25 protein-coding genes and 1 pseudogene are annotated in these 26,241 nt (G+C 69.5%); 22 read left to right on the top strand and 4 right to left on the bottom strand.

Annotation, left to right across the window (positions count from 1 at the left end; genetic code table 11):
* Positions 1-72 precede the first annotated feature (72 nt).
* The 9 genes from NTM_RS22665 (at position 73) to aroB (ending at position 9,344) form a co-directional block, all read left to right on the top strand.
* Positions 73-474, top strand: a complete 402-nt coding sequence (locus NTM_RS22665) for a secondary thiamine-phosphate synthase enzyme YjbQ (protein WP_104860809.1) — start codon at positions 73-75, stop codon at positions 472-474.
* 87 nt (positions 475-561) lie between these two features.
* Complete coding sequence (alaS, locus tag NTM_RS22660) at positions 562-3,258, top strand: alanine--tRNA ligase (protein WP_163768032.1); 2,697 nt, start codon at positions 562-564, stop codon at positions 3,256-3,258.
* Between the two features lie 4 nt (positions 3,259-3,262).
* Entirely contained in the window at positions 3,263-3,790 is a 528-nt protein-coding gene (gene ruvX, locus NTM_RS22655; protein ID WP_163768029.1) for a Holliday junction resolvase RuvX, read from the top strand.
* Positions 3,783-5,030 (top strand): endolytic transglycosylase MltG, encoded by a 1,248-nt coding sequence (gene mltG / locus NTM_RS22650; RefSeq protein WP_163768026.1) that lies wholly within the window; start codon positions 3,783-3,785, stop codon positions 5,028-5,030. Before ruvX ends, mltG begins: the two co-directional genes overlap by 8 nt.
* Positions 5,008-5,838, top strand: a complete 831-nt coding sequence (locus NTM_RS22645) for a shikimate dehydrogenase (RefSeq protein WP_163768024.1) — start codon at positions 5,008-5,010, stop codon at positions 5,836-5,838. Before mltG ends, NTM_RS22645 begins: the two co-directional genes overlap by 23 nt.
* A gap of 9 nt (positions 5,839-5,847) precedes the next feature.
* Positions 5,848-6,291 carry a prepilin peptidase gene (locus NTM_RS22640; protein ID WP_104860814.1) on the top strand — a complete coding sequence of 148 codons (444 nt, stop codon included), beginning with the start codon at positions 5,848-5,850 and terminating at the stop codon, positions 6,289-6,291.
* A gap of 94 nt (positions 6,292-6,385) precedes the next feature.
* Positions 6,386-7,594 (top strand): chorismate synthase, encoded by a 1,209-nt coding sequence (gene aroC / locus NTM_RS22635; RefSeq protein WP_104860815.1) that lies wholly within the window; start codon positions 6,386-6,388, stop codon positions 7,592-7,594.
* Positions 7,594-8,256 carry a shikimate kinase gene (locus NTM_RS22630; RefSeq protein WP_163768021.1) on the top strand — a complete coding sequence of 221 codons (663 nt, stop codon included), beginning with the start codon at positions 7,594-7,596 and terminating at the stop codon, positions 8,254-8,256. The genes aroC and NTM_RS22630 overlap by 1 nt, the downstream gene beginning before the upstream one ends.
* Positions 8,253-9,344 carry a 3-dehydroquinate synthase gene (gene aroB / locus NTM_RS22625; RefSeq protein ID WP_163768016.1) on the top strand — a complete coding sequence of 364 codons (1,092 nt, stop codon included), beginning with the start codon at positions 8,253-8,255 and terminating at the stop codon, positions 9,342-9,344. Before NTM_RS22630 ends, aroB begins: the two co-directional genes overlap by 4 nt.
* Here the strand turns inward: aroB and NTM_RS22620 are convergent.
* Together NTM_RS22620 and NTM_RS22615 are read right to left on the bottom strand one after the other, a co-directional pair.
* Complete coding sequence (locus tag NTM_RS22620; protein WP_163768013.1) at positions 9,320-10,219, bottom strand: hypothetical protein; 900 nt, start codon at positions 10,217-10,219, stop codon at positions 9,320-9,322. The genes aroB and NTM_RS22620 overlap by 25 nt on opposite strands.
* 8 nt (positions 10,220-10,227) lie before the next feature.
* Positions 10,228-10,824 carry a B-4DMT family transporter gene (locus NTM_RS22615; protein ID WP_104860819.1) on the bottom strand — a complete coding sequence of 199 codons (597 nt, stop codon included), beginning with the start codon at positions 10,822-10,824 and terminating at the stop codon, positions 10,228-10,230.
* Positions 10,825-10,857: 33 nt separating this feature from the next.
* Between NTM_RS22615 and NTM_RS22610 the strand changes: the two genes are divergently transcribed.
* The 4 genes from NTM_RS22610 to NTM_RS22595 are packed head-to-tail and all read left to right on the top strand — an operon-like array spanning position 10,858 to position 13,552.
* A complete protein-coding gene (locus NTM_RS22610) occupies positions 10,858-11,940 on the top strand; it encodes a M24 family metallopeptidase (protein WP_163768010.1) in 1,083 nt (360 codons plus the stop codon).
* 21 nt (positions 11,941-11,961) lie between these two features.
* Positions 11,962-12,525 carry an elongation factor P gene (efp, locus tag NTM_RS22605; protein WP_163768005.1) on the top strand — a complete coding sequence of 188 codons (564 nt, stop codon included), beginning with the start codon at positions 11,962-11,964 and terminating at the stop codon, positions 12,523-12,525.
* The gene (nusB, locus tag NTM_RS22600) at positions 12,518-13,009 is read left to right on the top strand and encodes a transcription antitermination factor NusB (protein WP_104860822.1); all 492 of its coding nucleotides are present in this window, start codon (positions 12,518-12,520) and stop codon (positions 13,007-13,009) included. The genes efp and nusB overlap by 8 nt, the downstream gene beginning before the upstream one ends.
* A complete protein-coding gene (locus NTM_RS22595; protein WP_104860823.1) occupies positions 13,010-13,552 on the top strand; it encodes a hypothetical protein in 543 nt (180 codons plus the stop codon).
* 19 nt (positions 13,553-13,571) lie between these two features.
* Here NTM_RS22595 and NTM_RS22590 read toward each other — a convergent pair.
* Positions 13,572-14,621, bottom strand: a pseudogene (locus tag NTM_RS22590) (HNH endonuclease signature motif containing protein); the annotation flags it as partial.
* A gap of 30 nt (positions 14,622-14,651) precedes the next feature.
* Positions 14,652-15,857: a serine hydrolase domain-containing protein gene (locus NTM_RS22585; protein ID WP_163768002.1), complete on the bottom strand. Its 1,206-nt coding sequence runs from the start codon at positions 15,855-15,857 to the stop codon at positions 14,652-14,654.
* Between the two features lie 353 nt (positions 15,858-16,210).
* Between NTM_RS22585 and pyrR the strand changes: the two genes are divergently transcribed.
* From pyrR to gmk, 9 genes are all read left to right on the top strand, one after another.
* On the top strand, positions 16,211-16,792 hold the full coding sequence (pyrR, locus tag NTM_RS22580; protein ID WP_104860825.1) for a bifunctional pyr operon transcriptional regulator/uracil phosphoribosyltransferase PyrR: 582 nt from the start codon (positions 16,211-16,213) through the stop codon (positions 16,790-16,792).
* Positions 16,789-17,736 carry an aspartate carbamoyltransferase catalytic subunit gene (locus tag NTM_RS22575; RefSeq protein WP_104860826.1) on the top strand — a complete coding sequence of 316 codons (948 nt, stop codon included), beginning with the start codon at positions 16,789-16,791 and terminating at the stop codon, positions 17,734-17,736. The genes pyrR and NTM_RS22575 overlap by 4 nt, the downstream gene beginning before the upstream one ends.
* The gene (locus NTM_RS22570) at positions 17,733-19,016 is read left to right on the top strand and encodes a dihydroorotase (RefSeq protein ID WP_163767999.1); all 1,284 of its coding nucleotides are present in this window, start codon (positions 17,733-17,735) and stop codon (positions 19,014-19,016) included. Before NTM_RS22575 ends, NTM_RS22570 begins: the two co-directional genes overlap by 4 nt.
* Positions 19,013-19,516: a PH-like domain-containing protein gene (locus NTM_RS22565; RefSeq protein WP_083145290.1), complete on the top strand. Its 504-nt coding sequence runs from the start codon at positions 19,013-19,015 to the stop codon at positions 19,514-19,516. Before NTM_RS22570 ends, NTM_RS22565 begins: the two co-directional genes overlap by 4 nt.
* Positions 19,513-20,640 carry a glutamine-hydrolyzing carbamoyl-phosphate synthase small subunit gene (carA, locus tag NTM_RS22560; protein WP_104860829.1) on the top strand — a complete coding sequence of 376 codons (1,128 nt, stop codon included), beginning with the start codon at positions 19,513-19,515 and terminating at the stop codon, positions 20,638-20,640. Before NTM_RS22565 ends, carA begins: the two co-directional genes overlap by 4 nt.
* A 103-nt stretch (positions 20,641-20,743) precedes the next feature.
* Positions 20,744-24,094: a carbamoyl-phosphate synthase large subunit gene (gene carB, locus NTM_RS22555; RefSeq protein ID WP_163767996.1), complete on the top strand. Its 3,351-nt coding sequence runs from the start codon at positions 20,744-20,746 to the stop codon at positions 24,092-24,094.
* A gap of 2 nt (positions 24,095-24,096) precedes the next feature.
* The gene (gene pyrF, locus NTM_RS22550; protein WP_163769591.1) at positions 24,097-24,909 is read left to right on the top strand and encodes an orotidine-5'-phosphate decarboxylase; all 813 of its coding nucleotides are present in this window, start codon (positions 24,097-24,099) and stop codon (positions 24,907-24,909) included.
* 381 nt (positions 24,910-25,290) lie between these two features.
* The gene (mihF, locus tag NTM_RS22545) at positions 25,291-25,608 is read left to right on the top strand and encodes an integration host factor, actinobacterial type (protein WP_011894593.1); all 318 of its coding nucleotides are present in this window, start codon (positions 25,291-25,293) and stop codon (positions 25,606-25,608) included.
* A gap of 9 nt (positions 25,609-25,617) precedes the next feature.
* Complete coding sequence (gmk, locus tag NTM_RS22540; protein ID WP_104860832.1) at positions 25,618-26,229, top strand: guanylate kinase; 612 nt, start codon at positions 25,618-25,620, stop codon at positions 26,227-26,229.
* The last annotated feature ends 12 nt before the right edge of the window (positions 26,230-26,241 follow it).

The following is a 26,241-nucleotide window of genomic DNA, read 5'->3' as shown; positions in this document are numbered from 1 at the left end:
CTGCGGCTGAAATACCCCTGCCCCCGACCGAATAAACGCCGGCGTCAAACCACTTCTCCGTACCCTCGACTCGTGCACACCGACGTACTCGAGCTCGACACCTCGCGGCGCACGACCGTCGACCTGACCGATGCGGTGCGCGACTTCTGCGCAGGCCGCGGAGACGGACTGTGCAACGTGTTCGTCCCGCACGCGACGGCGGGCATCGCCGTCCTGGAGACCGGGGCGGGCTCCGATCACGATTTCGTCGACACCCTGGAGCGGCTGCTGCCGCGCGACGACCGCTACCGCCACCGGCACGGGTCGCCCGGCCACGGCGCCGACCATGTGCTGCCCGGTCTGGTGTCGCCGTCGGTGACGGTGCCCGTCGCCGACGGAGAACCGCTGCTGGGCACCTGGCAGAGCATCGTGCTGGTCGACCTGAACAGGGACAACCCCCGCCGATCGGTCCGGCTCAGCTTCGTCGCGGGCTGACCCCGTCGTCCGTCGAAACCCGCGCGACCCAGACCGGTACTGTAGTGCGGTCGAGTATTCGCAGGTTGAGCCGAAGGACGTCAGGACGTGCAGACACACGAGATCAGGAAGCGGTTCCTTGATCATTTCGTGAAGGCGGGCCACACCGAGGTGCCCAGTGCTTCGGTGATCCTCGACGACCCCAACCTGTTGTTCGTCAACGCGGGCATGGTGCAGTTCGTGCCGTACTTCCTCGGACAGCGCACCCCGCCGTATCCGCGGGCCACCAGCGTCCAGAAGTGCATCCGCACCCCGGACATCGACGAGGTCGGCATCACCACCCGGCACAACACCTTCTTCCAGATGGCCGGCAACTTCAGCTTCGGCGACTACTTCAAGAAAGGTGCCATCGAACTGGCCTGGTCGCTGCTGACCAACTCCGTCGACGACGGCGGCTACGGATTCGATCCCGAAAAGCTCTGGGCCACCGTCTATCTCGATGACGACGAGGCGATCGAGATCTGGCGGGAAGTGGCCGGGCTGCCGCTCGAGCGCATCCAGCGCCGCGGGATGGCCGACAACTACTGGTCCATGGGGATCCCCGGGCCGTGCGGGCCCTGCTCGGAGATCTACTTCGACCGCGGACCCGAATACGGTGTCGACGGCGGACCCGAGGCCAACGAGGACCGCTACATCGAGATCTGGAATCTCGTGTTCATGCAGAACGAGCGCGGCGAGGGCACCTCGAAGGACGACTTCGAGATCCTCGGGCCGCTGCCGCGCAAGAACATCGACACCGGCATGGGTGTCGAACGCATCGCGTGCCTGCTGCAGGGTGTCGACAACGTCTACGAGACCGACCTGGTCCGGCCCGTCATCGACCTGGTCGCCGCGATCGCGCCGCGCGGTTACGGCCAGGGCAACCACGAGGACGACGTCCGGTACCGCATCATCGCCGACCACAGCCGCACCGCGGCGATCATCATCGGTGACGGCGTCACCCCCGGCAACGAGGGCCGCGGCTACGTGCTGCGCAGGCTGCTGCGCCGCATCATCCGCTCCGCCAAGCTGCTCGGCGTCGATCGCCCCATCATGGGCGAACTGATGACGACCGTGCGCGACGCGATGGGGCCGTCCTACCCCGAACTGGTCGCCGACTTCGAGCGCATCAACCGCATCGCGGTCGCCGAGGAGACCGCGTTCAACCGCACCCTGGCGTCCGGGTCGAAACTGTTCGACGACGCTGCCGAATCGACCCGGGCCGCCGGGAAGTCCACGCTGTCGGGCAACGATGCGTTCACCCTGCACGACACCTACGGTTTCCCGATCGACCTGACCCTGGAGATGGCCGCCGAGGCCGGTCTGTCAGTCGACGAAGAGGGCTTCCGTGGCCTGATGGCCGAACAGCGCAGGCGCGCCAAGGCCGATGCGGCCGCCCGCAAACAGGCGCACACCGACCTGTCGGCCTACCGCGAGCTCGTCGACGCCGGCCCGACCGAGTTCACCGGTTTCGACGAACTGACCACCGAGGCACGTATCCTCGGGATCTTCGTGGACGGCAAGCGGGTCCCGGTGGTGTCGCACAGCGGACGCGAGGACGCCCCCGACCGCGTCGAGCTGATCCTCGACCGCACCCCGTTCTACGCCGAGTCGGGCGGCCAGATCGCCGACGAGGGCACCGTCACCGGGACCGGGGCGTCCGCGACCGCGAAAGCCGCCGTCAACGACGTCCAGAAGATCGCGAAAACGCTGTGGGCGCATCGCATCACCGTCGAGTCCGGCGAGTTCGTCGAGGGTGACACCGTGGTCGCGGCGGTGGACCCGAACTGGCGCCACGGCGCGACCCAGGGCCACTCGGGCACCCACATGGTGCACGCGGCGCTGCGTCAGGTGCTCGGACCCAACGCGGTGCAGGCCGGCTCGCTGAACCGACCGGGCTACCTGCGCTTCGACTTCAACTGGCAGGGCGCGCTGAGCGAGGATCAGCGTCGCGACATCGAGGTGGTCGCCAACGAGGCCGTGATCGCCGCGTTCGAGGTCAACACGTTCAACACCTCGCTGGACCAGGCCAAGGCGATGGGTGCGATGGCGCTGTTCGGTGAGGCCTACCCCGACGAGGTCCGGGTGGTCGAGATCGGCGGCCCGTTCTCGCTGGAACTGTGTGGCGGCACCCACGTCCAGAACTCGGCGCAGATCGGCCCGGTCACCGTGCTCGGGGAGTCCTCGGTCGGCTCCGGGGTGCGCCGTGTCGAGGCGTACGTCGGCCTGGATTCGTTCAAGCACCTCGCGAAGGAACGGGCCCTGCTCGCCGGGCTGGCGTCCTCGCTGAAGGTGCCCTCCGACGAAGTGCCCGCCCGGGTGGAGAACCTGGTGGACCGGTTGCGCGCCGCGGAGAAGGAACTCGACCGGCTGCGGCTGGCCGGTGCGCGCGCCGCCGCGGCCAACGCCGCCGCGGGCGCCGAGGACATCAACGGCGTCCGGCTGGTCGCCCAGCGGATGGCCGGCGGGATCTCTGCGGGCGATCTGCGCTCGCTCGTCGGCGATGTGCGCGGCAAGCTGGGCAGCGACCCGGCCGTCGTCGCGCTGATCGCCGAGGGTGACGACGACTCGGTGCCGTTCGTGGTCGCGGTCAACCAGGCCGCCCAGGACCGCGGATTGCGCGCCAACGACCTGGTCAAGGTGCTGGGGGCCGCGGTCAACGGCCGCGGTGGAGGCAAGGCCGATCTGGCACAGGGATCCGGTAAGGGGGCGGCAGGTATCGACGCCGCACTGGCGGCGATACGTGCGGAGATGGGCCGGAGTTAGCCGCGTGCCCGACACCGACTGGACCGGCCGGGTACCTGATCGTCCCGGCGATCCGAACGCGGCCCCCGATCCGGGGCGCGGCCGACGGCTCGGTGTGGACGTGGGCACTGTGCGTATCGGGGTTGCCGTCAGCGATCCTGACGCGATCCTCGCGACGCCGGTGGAGACGGTGGCCCGGGATCGGCGCGCCGGCAAACATGTGCGCAGACTCGCGGCGCTGGTCGACGAGTATCAGGTGGTGGAAGTCGTGGTCGGGTTGCCGCGGACGCTGGCCGACCGGGCCGGGTCGTCGGCGCAGGATGCCATCGACGTCGCCGACCAGCTGGCAGCGCGGGTCGCGCCCGTGCCGGTGCGGTTGGCCGACGAGCGGTTCACCACGGTGACCGCGCAGCGGGCGTTACGGGAGGCGGGAGTACGGGCCCGGGGTCAACGGTCGGTGATCGACCAGGCCGCGGCGGTGGGGATCCTTCAGAACTGGCTGGACCAGAGGCGGGCAGCGTTGCCCGCACACGGAGAGGTCTTGGATGACTGACAATTGGCACACGGACCGGGCCGAGCCGTTGGCGGTGGGCCCGCCCCGCCAGCGGATGACGCGGCGGGAGCGCGCCAGGGCCGAGCGCATGCGGCGCCGCCGGCGTGCCGGCCTTGTCGTCGCGCTGTCGATGCTCGTCGTCGTCGCGGTCGTCGCGGTGTTCCTCGGCTCGCGGATGTGGCACTCGGTGTTCGGCGGCAACAGCACCGATTTCGCCGGTAACGGTGTCAACGACGTGGTCATCCAGGTCCACGACGGCGACTCGACCACCGCGATCGGGCAGACGCTGCAGGACAACAACGTGGTCGCCAACGTCAAGACGTTCGTCGACGCGGCCGACGGGAACTCGGCGATCTCGGCGATCCAACCGGGCTTCTACAAGATGCGCACCGAGATCCCGGCGTCGTCCGCGGTGGAACGGCTGGCCGATCCGGCCAACCGGGTCGGCAAGCTGGTGATCCCGGAGGGCCGCCAGCTCGACGACGTCCGCGACGTGAAGACCAACGCCGTCACCGCGGGCATCCTGACGCTGATCTCGAACGCGTCCTGCGTCGACCTCGACGGCAACCGGCGCTGTGTGCCCGCCGAGGACCTCAAGAACGTCGCGTCGACCGCGACGCCGCTCGAACTGGGTGTGCCGGAGTGGGCGACGGACGCCGTGAACGCGATGGGCTCCGACCACCGCAGGCTGGAGGGCCTGATCGCACCCGGCACCTGGAACATCGACCCGTCGGCACCCCCGCAGGACATCCTCGCGACGCTGATCTCCACGAGTGCCGCGCAATACGAGCAGAGCGGTCTGCTCACCACCGCGACCGCGATCGACATGACCCCGTACGAGGTGCTCGTCGTCGCGTCCCTGGTGCAGCGGGAGTCCACCCCCGAGGACTTCTCGAAGGTCGCCCGGGTGATCTACAACCGGCTCGCGGAGCGGCGCACGCTGGAGTTCGACTCCACGGTCAACTACCCGCTGGACCGCATCGAGGTCGCGACCACCGACGGCGACCGCGGGCAGATGACCCCGTGGAACACCTACGTGCGGCCCGGCCTGCCCGCCACGCCGATCTGCTCACCCGGTGGCCCCGCGCTCGTGGCCGCCGAACGGCCCGAGCCCGGTGACTGGCTGTACTTCGTCACCATCGACATGCAGGGCACCACGCTGTTCACCAAGGAGTACGAACAGCATCTGGCCAACATCGAGCTCGCGATCCGCAACGGTGTCCTCGACTCGGCCCGGTGACGCGCCGCGGCGCGCGGCCGTGCTGGGTTCCCCGATCGCGCACTCGCGGTCCCCGCAGCTGCACCTGGCCGCGTACCGGGCGCTGGGGCTGCACGGTTGGACCTACGACCGCATCGAATGCGGTGAGGACGAACTGCCCGGTCTGGTCGCGGGTCTCGGCCCGGAGTGGGTCGGGCTGTCGGTGACGATGCCAGGCAAGTTCGCGGCGTTGCGCGTCGCCGACGAGGCGACCGAGCGGGCCCGTGCGGTCGGTTCGGCGAACACGCTGGTGCGCACCGCGACCGGGTGGCGGGCCGACAACACCGACATCGACGGGGTCGCGGGCGCGTTGGCCGATGCCCGGGTCGCGGGTCGGCGTGCCGTCGTGATCGGGTCGGGCGGGACCGCCCCGGCCGTCGTCGTCGGGCTGATCCGGACCGGGATCACCCACGTCACCGTCGCGGCCCGCAACGCCGAGAAGGCCGCGGCGCTGCTGGAACTCGGCCGTGCCTGCGGCGCGGACACCGACTGGGTGGGCCTGCCCGACGACCGGTTGCCCGAAGTCGTCGCCGGCGTGGACGTCGCGGTGAACACCGTCCCGGCCGACGCGGTCGCCCCGCACGCCGCGGCGCTGGCCGGCGCACCGGTGCTGCTCGACGCGATCTACAACCCGTGGCCGACCCCGCTCGCCGCGGCCGTGGCGGCCGCCGGGGGCCGGGTCATCAGCGGCTTCGAGATGCTGCTGAACCAGGCCTTCGTCCAAGTGGAGCAGTTCACCGGGCTGCCGGCTCCGAAAGAGGCGATGAGGCAGGCGCTGGCGCGGGCTTAACCTCGACGGGTGGGGGAGATCGCCGGCGGGATCGCCACCGCAGTCGTCGCGGTCTGGTTGATCGCGTTGAGCGCGTGCGACATCCGGAGCCGCCGGTTGCCGAACACGCTGACCCTGCCCGGTGCCGCGGCGATCCTGGTCGTCGCGGCAGGCACCGGGCACGGGCCGGCCGCTGTCGCCGGGGCGGCGGCGTTGTTCGGCGTCTACCTCACCGTGCACCTGATCGCACCGGCCGCTCTGGGTGCCGGTGACGTCAAACTCGCGCTCGGTCTCGGCGCCCTGACCGGCGTGTACGGCGCCGACGTATGGGTGCTGTCCGCTCTGGGTGCCTCGCTGGCCACCGGTGTGCTCGCCCTGTGGCGGCAATTGCGCGGTGCGCGCTCGACGGTCCCGCACGGGCCGTCGATGTGCCTGGCCGCCGGGCTGGTGGTCGGGTGCGCCATGTTGGTGTGACGTGGTGGTGTGACGTCGTGGTGTGACACGGCCGTGCGCGCGACGGCGCAGCAGGATTTCAACGCGGCTGACCTGGCATGCGAAACTGGGACGCGTGTTGCGATGGACGACTGCAGGTGAATCTCACGGCCGGGCGCTGGTGGCGATGGTCGAAGGGATGGTCGCCGGCGTCCACGTGACCTCCGGCGACATCGCCGATCAACTCGCCCGCCGCCGCCTCGGCTACGGCCGCGGCGCACGGATGAAGTTCGAGCAGGACCAGGTCACCTTGCTGGCCGGAATGCGTCACGGCCTCACGCTGGGCGGGCCGATCGCCATCGAGATCGGCAACACCGAATGGCCGAAGTGGGAGACCGTGATGGCTCCCGACCCGGTGGACGCCGAGGCGCTGGCCGACAGCGCCGCCCGTAACGCGCCGTTGACCCGGCCGCGCCCAGGGCACGCCGACTACGCCGGAATGCTCAAGTACGGCTTCGACGACGCGCGGCCGGTGCTGGAACGCGCGAGCGCGCGCGAGACCGCGGCGCGGGTCGCGGCGGGCACGGTGGCCCGTGCGTTCCTGAAGCAGGCGCTCGGCGTCGACATCGTGTCCCATGTGATCTCGATCGGCGCGTCCGAACCCTACGACGGCCCGCCGCCGCAGGCCGCCGATCTGGCCGCCGTCGACGACAGCCCGGTGCGCGCGTTCGACAAGCGCAGCGAAGAACTGATGATCGCCGAGATCGAGGCGGCCAAACGTGACGGCGACACCCTCGGCGGCGTCGTCGAGGTGGTCGCGCACGGGCTTCCCGTCGGGCTCGGCTCGTTCACCAGTGGCGAGAACCGGCTCGACAGCCAGCTCGCCGGTGCCGTGATGGGAATCCAGGCCATCAAGGGTGTCGAGATCGGTGACGGCTTCGAGACGGCACGCCGGCGAGGCAGCGTCGCGCACGACGAGATCTACCCTGGCCCCGACGGGGTGATCCGGTCCACCAACCGCGCCGGCGGGCTCGAAGGCGGTATGACCAACGGGCTGCCGGTCCGGGTGCGGGCGGCGATGAAGCCGATCTCCACCGTGCCGCGCGCACTGGCGACGGTCGACATGTCGACTGGCGACGAGGCCGTCGCGATCCACCAGCGGTCCGACGTGTGCGCGGTGCCCGCCGCCGGTGTCGTGGTCGAGACGATGGTGGCGCTGGTGCTGGCCCGCGCGGCGCTGGCCAAGTTCGGCGGCGACTCCCTGGCCGAGACACGGGCCAACATCGACAACTACCTGCGTTCGGTGGCCGCGCGTGAACCGTCGGCCAACGGGGTGTCGACCTGATGGCTCCGAAGGCGGTGCTGATCGGCCTGCCGGGGTCGGGTAAGTCCACCATCGGGCGGCGCCTGGCCAAGGCGCTGGAGGTTCCGCTGCTCGACACCGACAACGCGATCGAGCAGACCACCGGGCGGACCATTGCCGACATCTTCGCCACCGACGGCGAAGCCGAGTTCCGCCGGATCGAAGAGCGGGTGATCCGCGATGCGCTGGCGACCCACGACGGAGTGCTGTCCCTGGGTGGGGGCGCGGTGACCACCGAGGGTGTCCGCGAGGCGCTCGCCGGGCACAACGTGGTCTACCTGGAGATCAGTGCCGCCGAGGGCATCCGGCGCACCGGGGGTTCGACCGTACGGCCGCTGCTCGCCGGACCGGACCGCGGCGAGAAATTCAAAGCCCTTATGGCAGAACGTGTTCCGCTGTACCGGCAGATCTCCGCCATCCGGGTCAACACCAACCACCGCAACCCCGGGGCGGTCGTGCGCTACATCTGTGCGCGACTGGAGGACCCGGAGGCCAAACCCGAACGGCGGCGCAGGCGCACGGTGTGGCGGCGGGCGCCGCTGTCGCTGACGCCCACACCGTCGACCGACGCGCCGCCGAGCCCCGCGGTGGTGGCCGCCCAGAAGGGCAAGGGATCCTCCTGCATGGGAAAGGACGCGCAGTGACAGAGTCGGCGACGGACCCCGTAACCGTTGACGTTCGGACCGATCCGCCCTACCCGGTGATCATCGGCAGAGGTCTGCTCGGCGATCTCGGTCGTGTCCTCGACGGACGGCACAAGATCGCGATCCTGCATCAACCCACTCTGAACGAGACCGCCGAGGTGATCCGGAAGCACCTGGCGGACAACGGGATCGACGCGCACCGCATCGAGATCCCGGACGCCGAGGGCGGTAAGGAACTGCCCGTCGTCGGGTTCATCTGGCAGGTGCTCGGCCGGATCGGCATCGGTCGTAAGGATGCGATCGTGAGCCTGGGCGGGGGAGCGGCCACCGATGTGGCCGGCTTCGCGGCGGCCACCTGGTTGCGCGGCATCGACATCGTGCACGTCCCCACCACGCTGCTGGGCATGGTCGACGCCGCGGTGGGCGGCAAGACCGGGATCAACACCGAGGCGGGCAAGAACCTCGTCGGAGCGTTCCACCAGCCGGCCGCGGTGCTGATCGACCTGGCGACGCTGGAGTCGTTGCCGCGCAACGAGATCATCGCCGGAATGGCCGAGATCGTGAAGGCCGGTTTCATCGCCGACCCCGTCATCCTCGACATGATCGAAGCCGACCCGGACGCCGCGCTCGACCCGTCCGGTGCCGTACTGCCCGAACTGATCAGGCGTGCCGTCGCGGTCAAGGCCGAGGTCGTGGCCGCCGACGAGAAGGAATCGCAGCTGCGCGAAATCCTCAACTACGGCCACACCCTGGCGCATGCGATCGAGCGGCGGGAGCGCTACCAGTGGCGCCACGGCGCCGCGGTGTCGGTCGGGCTGGTGTTCGCCGCCGAACTCGGCCGGCTGGCCGGGCGGCTCGACGACGGCACCGCCGCGCGCCACCGCACGATCCTGACGTCGCTGGGGTTGCCGGTCAGCTACGACGCGGACGCGCTTCCACAGTTGATGGAGGCGATGCTGGGGGACAAGAAGACCCGTGCCGGGGTGTTGCGGTTCGTGGTGCTCGACGGGCTGGGCAAACCGGGACGCCTCGAAGGCCCGGATCCGTCGCTGCTGGCCGCCGCCTACGCCGAGGTAGCCCGGGACTGACGGCCGCGCACGCGGATCCGGCGTGCGTCGGTGCTGGGTACCGAATAGCAGATCGCCGTCGCGACGAAGACCGGTGCGACGAACGTCAGCGCCACCACCGCTGCGACGATGAGTTGGTGGGGTTCGGTCATCCACTCTCGGGGGTACCGGGGCACGCTGAGGGCGAACCAGCCCGCGACGATCGCCAGCCCGACCAGACCGATGGTCGCGATCTTGATCGAGCGCAACGCCAGCCTGGTTTGCTCGGACTCGGACGCCAGGGACCGCCGAAGCGCGCGGGTGCGGACGTAGACGAAGAGGAACTCGACGAGCACGGCCGCCGCCGCGGCGGCGGTGATGGCGGCGGTCAGCGCGCCGTGCGGGAACCTGCCGTACATGGAACGCAGATAGTCGACGGTGGTCTCGGACAGGATGAGCGTCGAGGCCATCGCCGCGGCGAAGGTCAGCCAGCCTCCGAGGTCGGCCAGGAAACCGTAGGCCGCGACGTCGTCGGCGTCAGCGGCGCCGGCCCGGTTGACGGCGTGGGCTGCCAGCATCCAGCCCAGCCCGCCGAACAGCGCCGTGGTGCCCGCGGCGAGCATGCCCGTCGACAGCGCCGACTGAGTCCAGGTGATACCGCAGAACTCGTTGCGCCCGGCGCCTCCGGGAGGCTGATTGCCCGAGATCAGGCTGAACAGGAAACTGTCCAGCATCAGGATCAGCACCGCCGACGCGAACAGCGCCAGGATGTGCACACCTTCGCGGCTCTTGCGGTCGAACAGCAGCGCGATCGCGGTGATCAGAAAGCCGCCGAGGACGCCGGCGAGCTGCGAATGGGACGCCGCGGCGCTGAGCGGACTCCAGCTGTCGGACGCGCAGAACTCGTCCGGCGTCACCGGTCAGATCAGTTGTCGCGCTTGTCGACCGGGCGGGTCTCGTCCTCGGCGAGCGCAACGGACGAGGTCTGCTGCTCGGTTTCCGCGCCGGGGTAGGAGTCGTAGTCGGTGGTGTCGTCGCGCACCGCGGCGAAGACATCGGTGTCGGCACGGTCGTCGTCCTCACGGCGGCGCGACTGCTCCGGGGCTTTGCGGTCCACCAGCCAGTGTCCGAGTGCGGTACCGATGATCGCGCAGACGAACACCAGCAGTGCGGTGAACGCCGCGAACGTGGTGATCTCGTTGATCAGGCCCTCGACGTAGAGGTTGTTGTAGAACAAGCCGATGAACCAGGCCACCGCTCCGCTGACCACGCCCGCGAACAGCCCGGCCAGCAGCCACGTCATCGCGAGATCGTCGCGGCGGTCCGGGTCGGGGTTGCGGCGCGCGTCGGAACGTCCGTCGGCGTAACCCCACACCACGGCCACCACCGCGTACAGGGCGACCAGTACGGCGCTGATCAGAGCCGCCTTGGTTTCCCAGGCGTTGATCATCGCCCCCTGTAGCAACCGGACAATGACCATCAGGGCCGCGAACGCCAGTCCACGCACCAACCACTTGCTCATGGGGCCTCACCTTAGCGAGTACCGTCAGCCGCTGTGACGATTTCTCAGCGGCGCGGCCGGCTGCGGGAGCGGCTGGCGAAGGCCGGGCTGGACGCCATGCTGGTATCAGACCTGGTCAATGTGCGTTACCTGTCCGGTTTCACGGGGTCGAACGCCGCCCTGCTGGTGCTTGCCGAGCGCGAAACGCCGGTGCTTGCCACCGATGGGCGCTACCGCACCCAGGCGGCGCAGCAGGCGCCCGATGCCGAGGTGGTCATCGAGCGCGCGTGCGGTCCGCATCTGGCCAAGCGCGCCGCCGAGGACGGGGTGCGCAAGCTCGGGTTCGAGAGCCACGTCGTGACCGTGGACGCGTTCGCGGCGCTGACGACCGCGGCGGGCGACGGGTGCGAATTAGTGCGGGCCGCGGGCACCGTCGAGGGGCTGCGGGAGATCAAGGATGCCGGCGAGGTGGCGCTGCTGCGTCTCGCCTGCGAGGCGGCCGACGCCGCGCTGCGGGATCTGGTCGACGGCGGCGGGCTGCGCGTGGGACGCACGGAGAAGGAGGTCCGCAACGAGCTGGAGTCGCTGATGCTCGCCCACGGTGCCGACGGCGCATCGTTCGAGACCATCGTCGCGACCGGTGTGAACTCGGCGATCCCGCACCACCGGCCCACCGACGCGGTGCTGGCGGCCGGGGACTTCGTCAAGATCGACTTCGGTGCGCTGGTGGCCGGCTATCACTCCGACATGACCCGCACGTTCGTGCTGTCCCCGGTCGCCGACTGGCAGCGCGACATCTATTCATTGGTCGCCGACTCGCAGCGGGCGGGGCGCGAGGCGCTGGCGCCCGGCGTCGCGCTCAAGGACGTCGACGCCGCATCGCGGCAGGTCATCGCCGACGCCGGCTATGCGGACAACTTCGGCCACGGTCTCGGCCACGGGGTGGGGCTGCAGATCCACGAAGCGCCGGGAATCAACTCCGCTGCCGCCGGTACACTGCTTGCTGGCTCTGCTGTGACTGTGGAGCCCGGCGTCTACCTGCCCGGCCGCGGCGGTGTCCGCATCGAGGACACGCTTGTGGTCGACAAACGCCCAGACCTACTCACACGGTTCCCGAAGGAACTGGTGATCATCTAGAAAGCTAGGAGTACAACCCACGTGGCATCGACCGCCGACTTCAAGAACGGGCTCGTCCTTCAGATCGATGGCCAGCTGTGGCAGATCGTGGAATTCCAGCACGTCAAGCCCGGTAAAGGCCCCGCCTTCGTGCGCACGAAACTGAAGAACGTCGTGTCCGGCAAGGTGGTCGACAAGACCTACAACGCGGGCGTGAAGGTGGAGACCGCCACCGTCGACCGCCGCGACGCCACCTACCTGTACCGCGACGGCAACGACTTCGTCTTCATGGACTCCGAGGACTTCGAGCAGCATCCGCTGCCCGAGGCGCTCGTCGGTCGTCTCGCCGGCTTCCTGCTGGAGAGCATGCCCGTGCAGATCGCCTTCCACGACGGCGTCCCGCTCTACCTCGAACTTCCGGTCACCGTCGAACTGGTGGTCTCGCACACCGAGCGCGGTCTGCAGGGCGACCGCTCCAGCGCGGGCACCAAGCCGGCGACGCTGGAGACCGGCGCCGAGATCCAGGTGCCGCTGTTCATCAACACCGGCGACAAGCTGAAGGTGGATTCGCGCGACGGTAGCTACCTGGGAAGGGTTAATGGCTGACCGCAGGAGCGATAAGGGTCGGCACCAGGCGCGCAAACGCGCCGTCGACCTGCTGTTCGAGGCGGAAGCCCGCGGCATCACCCCGGCCGAGGTCGCCGAGGCGCGGAATGAGTTGGCGCAGAAAGGTTCCGAGGATCATTCCCCGTTGAACCCGTACACCGTGACGGTGGCACGAGGGGTGACCGAGCATGCCGCCCACATCGACGACCTGATCTCGGCGCATCTGCAGGGCTGGACGCTGGACCGGCTGCCCGCCGTGGACCGGGCCGTGCTGAGGGTCGCGGTGTGGGAGCTGCTGTACGCCGAGGACGTGCCCGAGCCGGTGGCGGTCGACGAGGCCGTCGAGCTGGCCAAGCAGCTGTCGACCGACGATTCGCCCGGCTTCGTCAACGGGGTACTCGGCCAGGTGATGCTGGTGACGCCGCAGATCCGCGCCGCGGCGGCGGCGGTGCAGGGCGGCCGCGACGGCGGTAGCGACACGTAGATGGGTGCGCCGCAGGATTGGGCCCCGTATACCAGCTTGCAGGATGCGGCGCGCGTGTACCTGCGCGATCCCGATCTCGCGGTGGACCAGATCCGGTCGGTCGTCGAACCACCCGCGATCAGGTCGTTCGTGATGACCCGGGGGTTCACCGAGGAATCCTGGGGTGAGGCGCTGTGGCAGGAAGTACTCGCCACCGACGGGCGCCGGCTGATCATCTGGCGCGCCGACGACGACGTATCCGACACCGACGACGGCGGCTCCCGCCGGGTCCTGCTGGCTTCGGCGCGCTCGATCCTGCTGTCCACCATCACCGATCAGGTGCTGTCCACCGAGTACGAGGTGCTCGGCGACGGGACGCGGCGGCTGGCCGAGGTGAAGCTGCGGCTCTACACCCAGTTGATTACCCGGTCGCGGCAGCGGACGGTCGCCGAGACCGACATCTATTGCGAGTCCTTCCGTTTCGTGAAGTCCGTGGACAACGGCGGGCTCGCGCAGATGCAGCGGCTGCTGCAGTTCGGTCGGGTGCTGTCGCGCTCGATGTAGCGGGGGCTGCAGCGCCCGGTCAGGCCGCGGGCTCGAAGGTGACCAGGTCGATGCTGAACCGGCCTTCGACGATGCTGCGCCGTGACACCGGCATGCCCGGCGGTGGCGGCGCGATCGAGTAGTACCTCGCCTGCGTCGGCGTGACGAACTCCGCCGTGTGCTCACCGTCATGCTCGCTGGTGGTGACCCGCCAGCCCGGCGCCTCCTTGGCATAGTTGCAGGCCTCGCACAGGCCGAGCCCGTTGCGCGCGCTGGTCTTTCCGCCGTCGCGGTCGGGCGTCGCGTGGTCGTGGTGGCGGATCGGCGCGTTGCAGTACGGGGTACGGCAGCTGCGGTCACGGATTCCGATGAATGCCGCCAAACCTTTGGGGAAGGTCCGCGCACGCGACTCCATTCCCACCAGCTGGCCACTCGTCGGGTGCCGGTACAGGCGACGCAGCATGGCCTTCGCATCTCTGTCGGCGACCGCATCGCCGGTGAGCTTGCACGCGAAGCCGGCCGGTACGGGGCCGTACCCGTCGAGCCAACCGGGTTCGGTGTCGTCGCCGGCCAGCGTGGTGTCCGCCATGACGAGGTTCAGTGACACCGAAACCGGTTGCGCAGCTTGCCTTCCGGTGACTCTTTCGTAGGCGGTGTCGGCCATGACCTGGCCGCGTGAGCGGTCGTCGAAGGTGGTGTCGGCCGCCTGTTTGAGCGCGGCGAACATCCCCACACCCTGGGCGACGGGCAGCAGGACGGTCACGTAGACCATGCAGTTCGGGGCGGGTCGCGTGGTCACGCACCGGTCCTGTTCGGCCTTGGCGGAGCGCTCCACCACCGCGGCGGCGTCGAGTCGGGCGGCGATCCGCTTGGCTTCGGCCTCGACCCGCTTGTTGCCCCAGCCCGCGAGCTTGGCCACGCCGAGATGGGTGTTGCCGCAGACGGGGGCGTCGTGGCGGGCCAGCGCGACCTCCGCGGCCAGACCCTTGCAGCGTCTGCGTGCCGGGACGCCGTCGGCTTCTTCGGCCGCGGCGCGCTTAGCGGCCCACATCGCGGTCACCCGGGCCTGCGCGGCGGCGGCCTGCGTCCGAGGCTACGCCCCGGGCCCGACAACTCCGCGTCAGACGCCGAGCGCCTGGTAGGTGCTCCGCACGAACTTGGGCTGGGCCGTCTGCAGCTTGGCCAGCGACGTGTTGCCGGCCACCGCGGCGGCGGCGTCCACGGTCAGGTTGGGCAGGTTCTGGATCAGATAGATCAGGATCACGTTCGCCGACGGATCCGCCTGCCACCAGGTGCCGTAGGCGCCCGGCCAGGAGAAGGTGCCGAGCCCGCCGGGGCCGAACAGTTGACGCGACTTCGCGGGGTCGGTGACCACCGAAAGGTTCAGCCCGAACCCGCGGCCGATCCAGAACGGTGCACCGAGGAAGTCATGACGCTTCTGCTCGGTGGTCAACCGGTCGGTCCGCATCAGGTCGACCGAATGCTGCGACAGCACCCGGGTGCCGTCCAGCGTCCCGCCGGCCAACAGCATCCGGGCGAACCGCAGATAATCGTCGACCGTCGAGAACAGCCCCGCGCCGCCTGTACAGAACGGTGGATCCACGATCGGTGCCGGCCCCATCACGTCGTGGCGCAGCGTGCTGTCCTTGTCCAGCTGATACATCGTCGCCGTCCGGCGCCTGCCCTCGGCGCCGACGCTGAACCCGGTGTCCGACATGCCCAGCGGGCCGAGGACGCGGTCGGTAAGGACGTCGCTGAGCGGTTTGCCCTCGATGCGCGACAACATGATGCCGAGCACGTCGGTGGCGTGGCTGTACGTCAGTCGCTCGCCGGGCTGGTGAACCAGCGGCAACTCGGCCAGCTCGGCCAGCCATCGGTCCTGGTCCTGGCGGGTCGGGAGCTTGCGGTACGCGTCGGAGATCGGGCCGAGCACCGAGAACATGTAGGCCAGCCCGCTGCGGTGGGTCATCAGGTCGTCGACGGTGATGTAGCGCTGCGCGGGCACCGTGTGGTCCAGCGGCCCGCGCGGATCGACGAGCACCCGCATGTCCGCCAGCTCCGGCAGCCACGTCGCGATCCGATCGGTCAGCGCCAGCTTGCCCTCTTCGACCAGGGACATGGCCGCCGCGACGGTGACGGGCTTGGTCATCGACGCGATCCGGAAGATGGTGTCGCGCTGCATCGGCAGCTTCGCGTCGACGTCGCGGTAGCCCAGCTCGTTGACCTGTCGGACCTCGCCGTCGTGCCAGACCAGCGTCACCGCCCCGGCCAGCAACCCGGCATCGATGGCGTCGACGATGGAGCTCTTGTTGCGGTCGAGGTTCATCGCGCCAGGGTAGGCCAGCATCCGATCGCGGCCGCATCAAGTACCGGTACTGCGCAACAAAACCTGCAAAACCGCCGCCGGTCGGCGACAAACAGCGCAACAATGGCAGCACTGCGGATTCTGCCGCGGAGGGGACGGCAGAATCCGCGGTCACCGAGAACCGATCGACAATCAAACAGGCTGCGGGACAACGCCACACCGTAGGCGGGCCCTTACGCCGGCCTGTACTTCACCGGCATCGCGGACATCGCTGTGTACGCGGTCACACTCCGGCACCTGATAAGCTCGCCGCAGTTTTCCGACATCCTTTAACGATCCGTCCCGTGAGGCGGAGAAGGAGGTCCGGCTCCCTCGTGGGCGCACCTGACCAGTCCGGCTCAGACCGGGAGCTGATGTCCGCAGCGGACGTCAGCCGAACCGTCGCCCGTATCGCGCATCAGATCATCGAGAAGACCGCACTCGACGGTCCCGACGGCCCGCGGGTGATCCTGCTCGGCATCCCGACCCGTGGCGTGACGCTGGCCACCCGGCTGGCCCGCAACATCAGCGAGTTCAGCGGCGTCGAGGTCGGCCACGGCGCGCTCGACACCACGCTGTACCGCGACGACCTGATGAGCAAGCCGCCCCGCGCGCTGGCCGAAACCTCGATCCCCGAGGGCGGCATCGACGGGGCGCTGGTCATCCTCGTCGACGACGTGCTCTACACCGGGCGGTCCGTGCGCTCGGCGCTCGACGCGCTGCGTGACCTGGGGCGGCCGAAGGTCGTGCAGCTGGCGGTGCTGGTCGACCGCGGTCATCGCGAGCTACCCATCCGCGCGGACTACGTCGGCAAGAACGTGCCGACCTCGCGCGCCGAGAACGTCAAGGTCCGCCTCACCGAGAACGACGGCGACGACGGAGTCCGCATCGCACCTTACGGAGGGCCTGCCAGGTGAAGCACCTGCTGACCGCGGCCGATCTGAGCCGCGACGACGCCACGGCGATCCTCGACAACGCCGACCACTTCCGCGAGGCGCTGGTCGGCCGCGAGGTCAAGAAGCTGCCCACCTTGCGCGGCCGCACCATCATCACGATGTTCTACGAGAACTCCACCCGCACCCGGGTGTCGTTCGAAGTGGCCGGTAAGTGGATGAGCGCCGACGTGATCAACGTCAGCGCCTCGGGGTCGTCTGTGGCCAAAGGGGAATCGCTGCGCGACACCGCGCTGACGCTGCGCGCCGCGGGCGCCGATGCGCTGATCATCCGGCACCCGGCCTCGGGCGCGGCCCAGCAGCTGGCCGCCTGGACGCTCGACGAGCACGGCGGCCCGTCCGTCATCAACGCCGGTGACGGCACCCACGAACACCCGACCCAGGCGCTGCTCGACGCGCTGACCATCCGACAGCGGCTCGGGTCCATCGACGGCAAGCGGGTCGTGATCGTCGGCGACGTGCTGCACAGCCGGGTGGCCCGGTCCAACGTGTCGCTGCTGCACACCCTCGGCGCCGAGGTCGTCCTCGTCGCGCCGCCCACGCTGCTGCCCGTCGGCGTGCAGGACTGGCCGGTCACGGTGTCCCACGACATCGACGCCGAACTGCCGCTCGCCGACGCGGTGCTGATGCTGCGGGTGCAGGCCGAGCGGATGAACGGCGGGTTCTTCCCGTCGTCGCGGGAGTACTCGGTGCGCTACGGACTGTCCGAGAAGCGCCAGTCCCGGCTGGCCGAGCATGCGGTGGTGCTGCACCCCGGTCCGATGCTGCGCGGCATGGAGATCGCGTACTCGGTGGCCGACTCCTCGCAATCGGCGGTCCTGCAACAGGTCTCCAATGGTGTGCACGTCCGGATGGCGGTGTTGTTCCACCTGCTCGTCGGTGCCGAGAAGGAAGCGATCAGCGCATGAGCGTGGTGTTGAAGTCCGTCCGGCTCTACGGCGAGGGCGAGCCGGTCGACGTGCTGGTGCGCGACGGGCAGATCGCGGAGATCGGCGCCGGCCTGTGCGCCGACGAGGAGATCGACTGCGCCGGCCAGATCCTGCTGCCCGGGTTCGTCGACCTGCACACCCACCTGCGCGAGCCCGGCCGCGAATACGCCGAGGACATCGAGACCGGTTCGGCGGCAGCCGCTCTCGGCGGCTACACGGCGGTGTTCGCGATGGCCAACACCGACCCGGTCGCCGACAGCGTCGTGGTCACCGACCATGTGTGGCACCGAGGTCAGCAGGTCGGGCTCGTCGACGTGCACCCCGTCGGCGCCGTCACCGTGGGCCTGGCGGGCAAGCAGCTCACCGAGATGGGGCTGATGGCCGCAGGCGCGGGCCAGGTCCGGATGTTCTCCGACGACGGTGTGTGCGTGGACGATCCGCTGGTCATGCGGAGGGCCTTGGAGTACGCCTCCGGCCTCGGCGTGCTGATCGCCCAGCACGCCGAGGAGCCGCGCCTGACCGTCGGCGCCGTCGCGCACGAGGGCCCCAACGCCGCGCGGCTCGGCCTGGCCGGCTGGCCGCGTGCCGCAGAGGAATCGATCGTCGCGCGCGACGCGCTGCTGGCCCGCGACGCGGGCGCCCGCGTGCACATCTGCCACGCGTCCACGGCGGGCAGCGTGGAACTGGTCCGGTGGGCCAAGGAGCAGGGCATCGCGATCACCGCCGAGGTCACCCCGCACCACCTGCTGCTCGACGACACCCGGCTGCAGACCTACGACGGGCGCAACCGGGTCAACCCGCCGCTGCGGGAGGCCGGCGACGCCGTCGCGCTGCGCCAGGCCCTGGCCGACGGTGTGATCGACTGCGTCGCAACCGATCACGCACCGCACGGCGAACACGAGAAGATGTGCGAGTTCGCCAACGCCCGTCCCGGCATGCTCGGCCTGCAGACCGCGCTGTCGGTCGTCGTCGAGACCATGGTCGAACCCGGCCTGCTGACCTGGCGTGACGTGGCGCGGGTGATGAGCGAGGCGCCGGCCCGCATCGTCGGGCTGCCCGATCAGGGCAGGCCGTTGGAGGTCGGCGAACCCGCGAACCTCACCGTCGTCGACCCGGACGCCCGCTGGACGGTGAAGGGTTCGGCGCTGGCCAGCCGGTCGGACAACACCCCGTACGAGGACATGGAGCTGCCGGCGGCCGTGACGGTCACCCTGCTGCGCGGCAAGATCACCGCCCGCGACGGGAAGGTGGGCGCGTGAACACTCCGACGCTGGTCGCCTCCCTGGTCATGGCCGCGGTGCTGGCCCTGCTGATCGCGGTGCTGATCCAGGGCATGATCCGCGGGTGGCGCAACCGCGTCGCGCGACAGATGCAGATCATCGGCACCCTGCCCCCGCTTCCCGACACCGTCGGCCCGGCGCTCGTGCCGGCCACCAAGGGGCTTTACGTCGGCAGCACCCTGGCGCCGCACTGGAACGACCGTGTCGCCGCCGGCGACCTGGGTTTTCGCGCCAAGGCCGTCCTGACCCGCTATCCCGAAGGAATCATGTTGCAGCGCACCGGCGCCGGACCGATCTGGATCCCGGACGAGTCCATCTCCGAGATCCGGGCCGAGAAGAGTCTGGCCGGAAAGGCCCTCACCCACGAGGGCATCCTGGCGATCCGATGGAAGTTGCCGTCGGGTACCGAGATCGACACCGGGTTCCGCCCCGACGACCGACGCGATCATTCGAAGTGGCTCCCAGAGGAAGTGGCATGACCGAACGCAAAGCACTGCTCGTCCTGGAGGACGGACGCGTCTTCACCGGCACCGCGTTCGGCGCGGTCGGCGAATCCCTCGGCGAGGCGGTGTTCTCCACCGGTATGTCCGGCTACCAGGAGACGCTGACCGACCCCAGTTATCACCGCCAGATCGTCGTCGCGACGGCACCGCAGATCGGCAACACCGGCTGGAACCAGGAGGACAGCGAGAGCCGCGGCGACAAGATCTGGGTCGCCGGCTACGCCGTGCGCGACCCGTCGCCCCGGGCGTCGAACTGGCGCGCCACCGGAACCCTCGACGACGAGCTGCGCCGCCAGGGCATCGTCGGTATCGCAGGTATCGACACCCGCGCGGTGGTGCGGCATCTGCGCAGCCGCGGCTCGATGAAGGCCGGTCTGTTCTCCGGCGATGCGGCGGAGGCGCCGATCGAGGAGTTGGTCGACCGGGTGCGCAAGCAGCAGCCGATGCTCGGCGCGGACCTGGCCGGCGAGGTCAGCACCGACACCGAGTACGCGGTGGATCCCGAAGGGCCGCATCGGTTCACCGTCGCCGCGCTGGACCTCGGTATCAAGACGAACACCCCGCGCAACTTCGCCGCCCGCGGCGTGCGCAGTGTGGTGCTGCCGTCCTCGGCGACGTTCGAGCAGATCGCCGAGCTCAAACCCGACGGGGTGTTCCTGTCCAACGGGCCCGGCGACCCCGCGACCGCCGACCACATCGTCGAGGTCACCCGCGAGGTGCTCGGCGCGGGGATTCCGTTGTTCGGCATCTGCTTCGGCAACCAGATTCTGGGCCGGGCGCTGGGGTTGTCGACCTACAAGATGGTCTTCGGCCACCGCGGCATCAACATCCCGGTGATGGACCACCGCACCGGCCGGGTCGCGATCACCGCGCAGAATCACGGCTTCGCGCTGGAAGGGGAGGCGGGCCAGACGTTCGACACCGCCTTCGGCCAGGCCGAGGTCAGCCACACCTGCGCGAACGACGGGGTGGTCGAGGGCGTGCGGCTCTCCAGCGGCCGGGCGTTCTCGGTGCAGTACCACCCGGAGGCGGCGGCAGGTCCGCACGACGCCGCATACCTTTTCGACCAGTTCATCGACCTGATGGCAGGGGAGAAGTGACAGACACCGCGCTGTCGACGCGCGCGAGCGCGCGAATTCGTACGAGTTTCCTCGGCGTGCCGTGTGCAGACACGCGCGCTCGCGGTGAAAGGGGCCAGTAGAGATGCCGCGTCGGACAGACCTCAACCACATCCTGGTCATCGGGTCGGGACCGATCCTGATCGGGCAGGCCGCCGAGTTCGACTACTCGGGCACCCAGGCGTGCCGGGTGCTGAGGGCCGAAGGCCTTCAGGTCACGCTGATCAACTCCAACCCGGCGACGATCATGACCGACCCGGAGTACGCCGACCACACCTACGTCGAGCCGATCACGCCCGACTTCGTCGAGAAGGTCATCGCGCAGCAGGCCGCGCGCGGCAACAAGATCGACGCGCTGCTGCCGACCCTGGGCGGGCAGACCGCGCTGAACACCGCGGTCGCGCTCTACGAGAACGGTGCGCTGGAGCGCTACAACGTCGAGCTGATCGGCGCGAACTTCGACGCCATCCAGCGCGGCGAGGACCGGCAGAAGTTCAAGGACATCGTCGCCAAGGCCGGCGGCGAATCGGCCCGCAGCCGCGTCTGTTTCACCATGGACGAAGTCCGCGACACCGTCGCCGAACTCGGGCTGCCCGTGGTGGTGCGGCCCTCCTTCACGATGGGCGGCCTGGGCTCCGGCATGGCGTACTCGGCCGAAGACGTCGAGCGGATGGCCGGTGACGGCCTGGCCGCCTCGCCGTCGGCCAACGTGCTGATCGAGGAATCGATCTACGGCTGGAAGGAATACGAGCTCGAGCTGATGCGCGACGGCCGCGACAACGTCGTCGTCGTGTGCTCGATCGAGAACTTCGACCCGATGGGCGTGCACACCGGCGACTCGGTGACCGTCGCACCGGCGATGACGCTGACCGACCGCGAGTACCAGAAGATGCGCACCCTCGGCATCGAGATCCTGCGCGAGGTCGGCGTCGACACCGGCGGCTGCAACATCCAGTTCGCGGTCAACCCGAAAGACGGCCGGCTCATCGTCATCGAGATGAACCCGCGGGTGTCGCGCTCCTCGGCGCTGGCGTCGAAGGCCACCGGGTTCCCGATCGCCAAGATCGCCGCCAAGCTCGCGATCGGCTACACGCTCGACGAGATCGTCAACGACATCACCAAGGAGACCCCGGCCTGCTTCGAGCCGACGCTCGACTACGTCGTGGTCAAGGCGCCGCGGTTCGCGTTCGAGAAGTTCCCCGGTGCCGACGCCACCCTGACCACCACGATGAAGTCCGTCGGCGAAGCGATGTCGCTGGGCCGCAACTTCATCGAGGCGCTCGGCAAGGTGATGCGCTCGCTGGAGACCGGCCGCGCCGGATTCTGGACCGGGCCCGACCCGACCGGGGACATCCCCGAGGTCCTGGGGCGGCTGCGCACCGCGACCGACGGCAGGCTCTACGACATCGAGTACGCGCTGCGCCTCGGCGCGACGGTCGAGGAGGTCGCCGAGGCCTCGGGCGTGGATCCCTGGTTCGTCGACCAGATCGGCGGTCTCGTCGAACTGCGCGCGGAGCTTCTCGAGGCTCCGGTGCTCGGCGAGGAGCTGCTGCGCCGCAGCAAGCACCACGGCCTGTCCGACCGTCAGATCGCCGCGCTGCGGCCCGAACTCGCCGGCGAGGTCGGTGTGCGCGCGCTGCGCCGGCGGCTGGGCATCCACCCGGTGTACAAAACCGTCGACACCTGCGCCGCGGAGTTCGAGGCCAAGACTCCTTATCACTACAGCAGCTACGAGATCGATCCCGCGGCCGAGACCGAGGTGGCGCCGCAGACCGAGCGGCCCAAGGTTCTGATCCTCGGATCTGGCCCGAACCGGATCGGCCAGGGCATCGAATTCGATTACAGCTGTGTGCACGCCGCGACCACGCTGACCGAGGCCGGCTTCGAGACCGTGATGGTCAACTGCAATCCCGAGACGGTGTCCACCGACTACGACACCGCCGACCGGCTGTACTTCGAACCGCTGACCTTCGAGGACGTGCTGGAGGTCTACTACGCCGAACAGGCATCCGGCACAGGTCCCGACGGACAGGGCCCGGGCGTGGTCGGCGTGATCGTGCAGCTCGGCGGCCAGACCCCGCTGGGTCTGGCCGAGCGGCTGCAGGACGCCGGTGTGCCGATCGTCGGCACCAGCCCGAAGGCCATCGACCTCGCCGAGGACCGCGGCCATTTCGGTGAGGTGCTCACCGCGGCCGGGCTTCCCGCACCCAAGTACGGCATGGCCACCAGCTTCGAGCAGGCCCGCCGCATCGCCGCCGACATCGGCTACCCGGTGCTGGTGCGGCCGTCCTACGTGCTCGGCGGGCGCGGTATGGAGATCGTCTACGACGACGAGAACCTGGAGGGCTACATCCTGCGCGCCACCCAGCTCTCGCCCGAACATCCGGTGCTGGTCGACCGATTCCTCGAAGACGCGATCGAAATCGACGTCGACGCGCTGTGTGACGGCTCCGAGGTCTACATCGGCGGCGTGATGGAGCACATCGAGGAAGCCGGCATCCACTCCGGCGACTCGGCGTGCGCGCTGCCGCCGGTGACGCTGGGCCGCAGCGACATCGACGCGGTGCGGCGCGCGACCGAGGCGATCGCGTTCGGCATCGGCGTCGTCGGGCTGCTCAACGTGCAGTACGCGCTCAAGGACGACATCCTCTACGTGCTGGAGGCCAATCCCAGGGCGTCGCGGACCGTGCCGTTCGTGTCCAAGGCCACCGCGGTGCCGTTGGCCAAGGCGTGTGCGCGGATCATGTTGGGTGCCACCATCGCCGAGTTGCGCGAAGAAGGTGTGCTGGCCCGCAGCGGCGACGGCGCCACCACCGCCCGCAACGCGCCGGTCGCGGTCAAGGAAGCCGTCCTTCCGTTCCATCGCTTCCGCAAGGCCGATGGCTCCCAGATCGATTCGCTGCTCGGGCCAGAGATGAAGTCCACCGGCGAGGTGATGGGCATCGCCCACGACTTCGGCAGCGCATTCGCCAAGAGTCAGACCGCGGCCTACGGGTCGCTGCCCAGAGAGGGCACGGTGTTCGTCTCGGTCGCCAACCGGGACAAGCGCTCGCTGGTGTTCCCGGTCAAACGCCTCGCCGACCTCGGTTTCCACATCCTGGCCACCGAGGGCACCGCCGAGATGTTGCGCCGCAACGGGATCCCGTGCGACGAGGTGCGCAAGCACTTCGAACAACCCAGCGCCGACGATCCGCGCCCGTCCGCGGTGGACGCGATCAAGGCCGGCGACGTCGACATGGTGCTCAACACCCCGTATGGGAACTCCGGGCCGCGTATCGACGGCTACGAGATCCGCTCGGCCGCGGTGTCGATGAACATCCCGTGCGTGACGACGGTGCAGGGCGCGTCGGCAGCGGTGCAGGGCATCGAGGCGAGCATCCGCGGCGACATCGGCGTGATGTCGCTGCAGGAACTGCACAGCTCGCTGGGGTCGTGACGGTGGGCGGGTTCGGCGAGCGCCTGGCGGTGGCGATCGCACAACGCGGCCCGCTGTGCCTCGGCATCGACCCGCATCCCGAACTGCTGCGCAGTTGGGGGCTCGGGACCGACGCGGACGGCCTGGCCCGCTTCAGCGACATCTGCGTGTCCGCGTTCACCGGGTTCGCGGTCGTCAAACCGCAGGTCGCGTTCTTCGAGGCGTACGGCTCCGCTGGCTACGCCGTGCTGGAGCGCACCATCGCCGCGCTGCGCGAGGCCGGGGTGCTGGTGCTCGCCGATGCCAAGCGCGGCGACATCGGCTCGACGATGGCCGCGTACGCCGCCGCGTGGGCCGGGGATTCTCCGCTGGCCGCCGACGCGGTGACAGCGTCGCCGTATCTGGGCTTCGGGTCGCTGGCACCGCTGCTGGACACCGCCCGCGACCACGAGCGCGGGGTCTTCGTGCTGGCCGCCACGTCGAACCCGGAGGGCGCATCGGTGCAGCGCGCCGATGCGGGTGGGCGCACCGTCGCCCAGTCGATCGTCGACGCCGCGGCGGCGCTCAACCCGGCCGGGTCGCCCGGTTCCGTCGGTGTCGTCGTCGGCGCGACGCTGGCCGATCCGCCGGATGTCAGCACCCTGAACGGCCCGGTGCTCGTGCCCGGCGTCGGAGCGCAGGGCGGCCGTCCCGACGCGCTGGCGGGCCTCGGAGGGGCCCGGCAGGGCCAACTGCTGCCCGCGGTCTCGCGTGAGGTGCTGCGCAGCGGCCCCGATGTGTCCGCGATCCGCGATGCCGCTGAGCGGATGCGCAGCGCCGTCGCGCACCTCGCCTGAGCCTTCGTTACCGAACCGCGACACGCCCGACACGCGATGACCTGGGAAATTCTCAGGTCCGCCGTCCGTGCGGCGCCGCCGGCGGGGCCGCCGCGCCCGTAGATCCGCCCCAGGCAACCGGCGATATCGATGAATACCGCCGATAAGCAGGGATTTCATCCTGAATCGGCGGTGCCGGCACGCCTGCCGCCGCGACGGCCGAACCACCGCCGACGACACCCTGGTGCGCCCTACACGCTGGGCTTTTGACGGTCGAACCCGGGGGTGGGGTTCGCTTTCGTCAGCCTCCGTGGGTACGGTCGTCCACGCTGGCTGGTTCTGGTTCCCCACCACTTCCAGTCGAGACAAATCAGTTGATGGTGATGAGACGGAGGAACACCCGTGGCCCTTCCCCAGTTGACCGACGAACAGCGCGCGGCAGCGTTGGAGAAGGCTGCTGCCGCACGTCGAGCGCGTGCCGAGCTCAAGGATCGGCTCAAGCGCGGCGGCACCAACCTCAAGCAGGTCCTCACGGACGCCGAGACCGACGAGGTCTTGGGCAAGATGAAGGTTTCCGCGCTGCTGGAAGCCCTGCCCAAGGTGGGCAAGGTCAAGGCGCAGGAGATCATGACCGAACTGGAGATCGCCCCGACCCGCCGCCTGCGTGGCCTCGGTGATCGTCAGCGCAAGGCCCTGCTGGAAAAGTTCGACTTCTCGTAAAGGGAGGTCGTGAACGAAGGTAGGGGGCCGGACAGCGCATCGAGGGCCACGGTCCTGGTGTTGTCCGGCCCGTCTGCCGTCGGGAAGTCCACCGTCGTGCGGTGCCTGCGCGAGCGCGTGCCCGAGCTGTACTTCAGCGTCTCGGTGACGACGCGCGACCCGCGCCCCGGTGAAATCGACGGAGTGGACTACACGTTCGTCACGGCAGCGCAGTTCCAGCAGCTCATCGACGACGGAGCACTGCTGGAGTGGGCGGACATCCACGGCGGACTACACCGCTCCGGGACACCCGCCGCGCCTGTCCGGGCCGCCACGGCGGCAGGCCGACCGGTTCTGATCGAGGTCGACCTGGCTGGAGCCCGAGCGGTCAAGAAGGCGATGCCCGAGGCGACATCGGTATTCCTGGCCCCACCGAGCTGGGAGGTGCTGGAGAGCCGGCTGACCGGCCGCGGCACCGAGACCCCCGAAGTGATCGCCCGCAGGCTGGAGACGGCGAAAGCCGAACTGGCCGCGCAAGGTGACTTCGACAGGGTCGTCGTCAACAGTCAATTGGAGTCTGCCTGCGCGGAATTGGTATCCTTGCTGGTGGCCCACGCGCCAGTGCGGCGCGATCAGCCCTAACGCCCAATTTTT

This window comes from Mycolicibacterium parafortuitum, assembly GCF_010725485.1.
Taxonomy (GTDB): Bacteria; Actinomycetota; Actinomycetes; order Mycobacteriales; family Mycobacteriaceae; genus Mycobacterium.
This window is presented reverse-complemented; position numbering and strand designations above follow the sequence as displayed.

Excerpts from the sequence above, each read along its gene's own strand:
- nusB (WP_104860822.1), top strand. The coding sequence starts at position 12,518 with ATGGCTGACCGCAGGAGCGATAAGGGTCGGCACCAGGCGCGCAAACGC.
- NTM_RS22585 (WP_163768002.1), bottom strand. The coding sequence starts at position 15,857 with ATGAACCTCGACCGCAACAAGAGCTCCATCGTCGACGCCATCGATGCC.
- mltG (WP_163768026.1), top strand. The coding sequence starts at position 3,783 with ATGACTGACAATTGGCACACGGACCGGGCCGAGCCGTTGGCGGTGGGC.
- carA (WP_104860829.1), top strand. The coding sequence starts at position 19,513 with ATGACCGAACGCAAAGCACTGCTCGTCCTGGAGGACGGACGCGTCTTC.
- NTM_RS22595 (WP_104860823.1), top strand. The coding sequence starts at position 13,010 with ATGGGTGCGCCGCAGGATTGGGCCCCGTATACCAGCTTGCAGGATGCG.
- NTM_RS22570 (WP_163767999.1), top strand. The coding sequence starts at position 17,733 with ATGAGCGTGGTGTTGAAGTCCGTCCGGCTCTACGGCGAGGGCGAGCCG.
- carB (WP_163767996.1), top strand. The coding sequence starts at position 20,744 with ATGCCGCGTCGGACAGACCTCAACCACATCCTGGTCATCGGGTCGGGA.
- NTM_RS22630 (WP_163768021.1), top strand. The coding sequence starts at position 7,594 with ATGGCTCCGAAGGCGGTGCTGATCGGCCTGCCGGGGTCGGGTAAGTCC.
- NTM_RS22615 (WP_104860819.1), bottom strand. The coding sequence starts at position 10,824 with ATGAGCAAGTGGTTGGTGCGTGGACTGGCGTTCGCGGCCCTGATGGTC.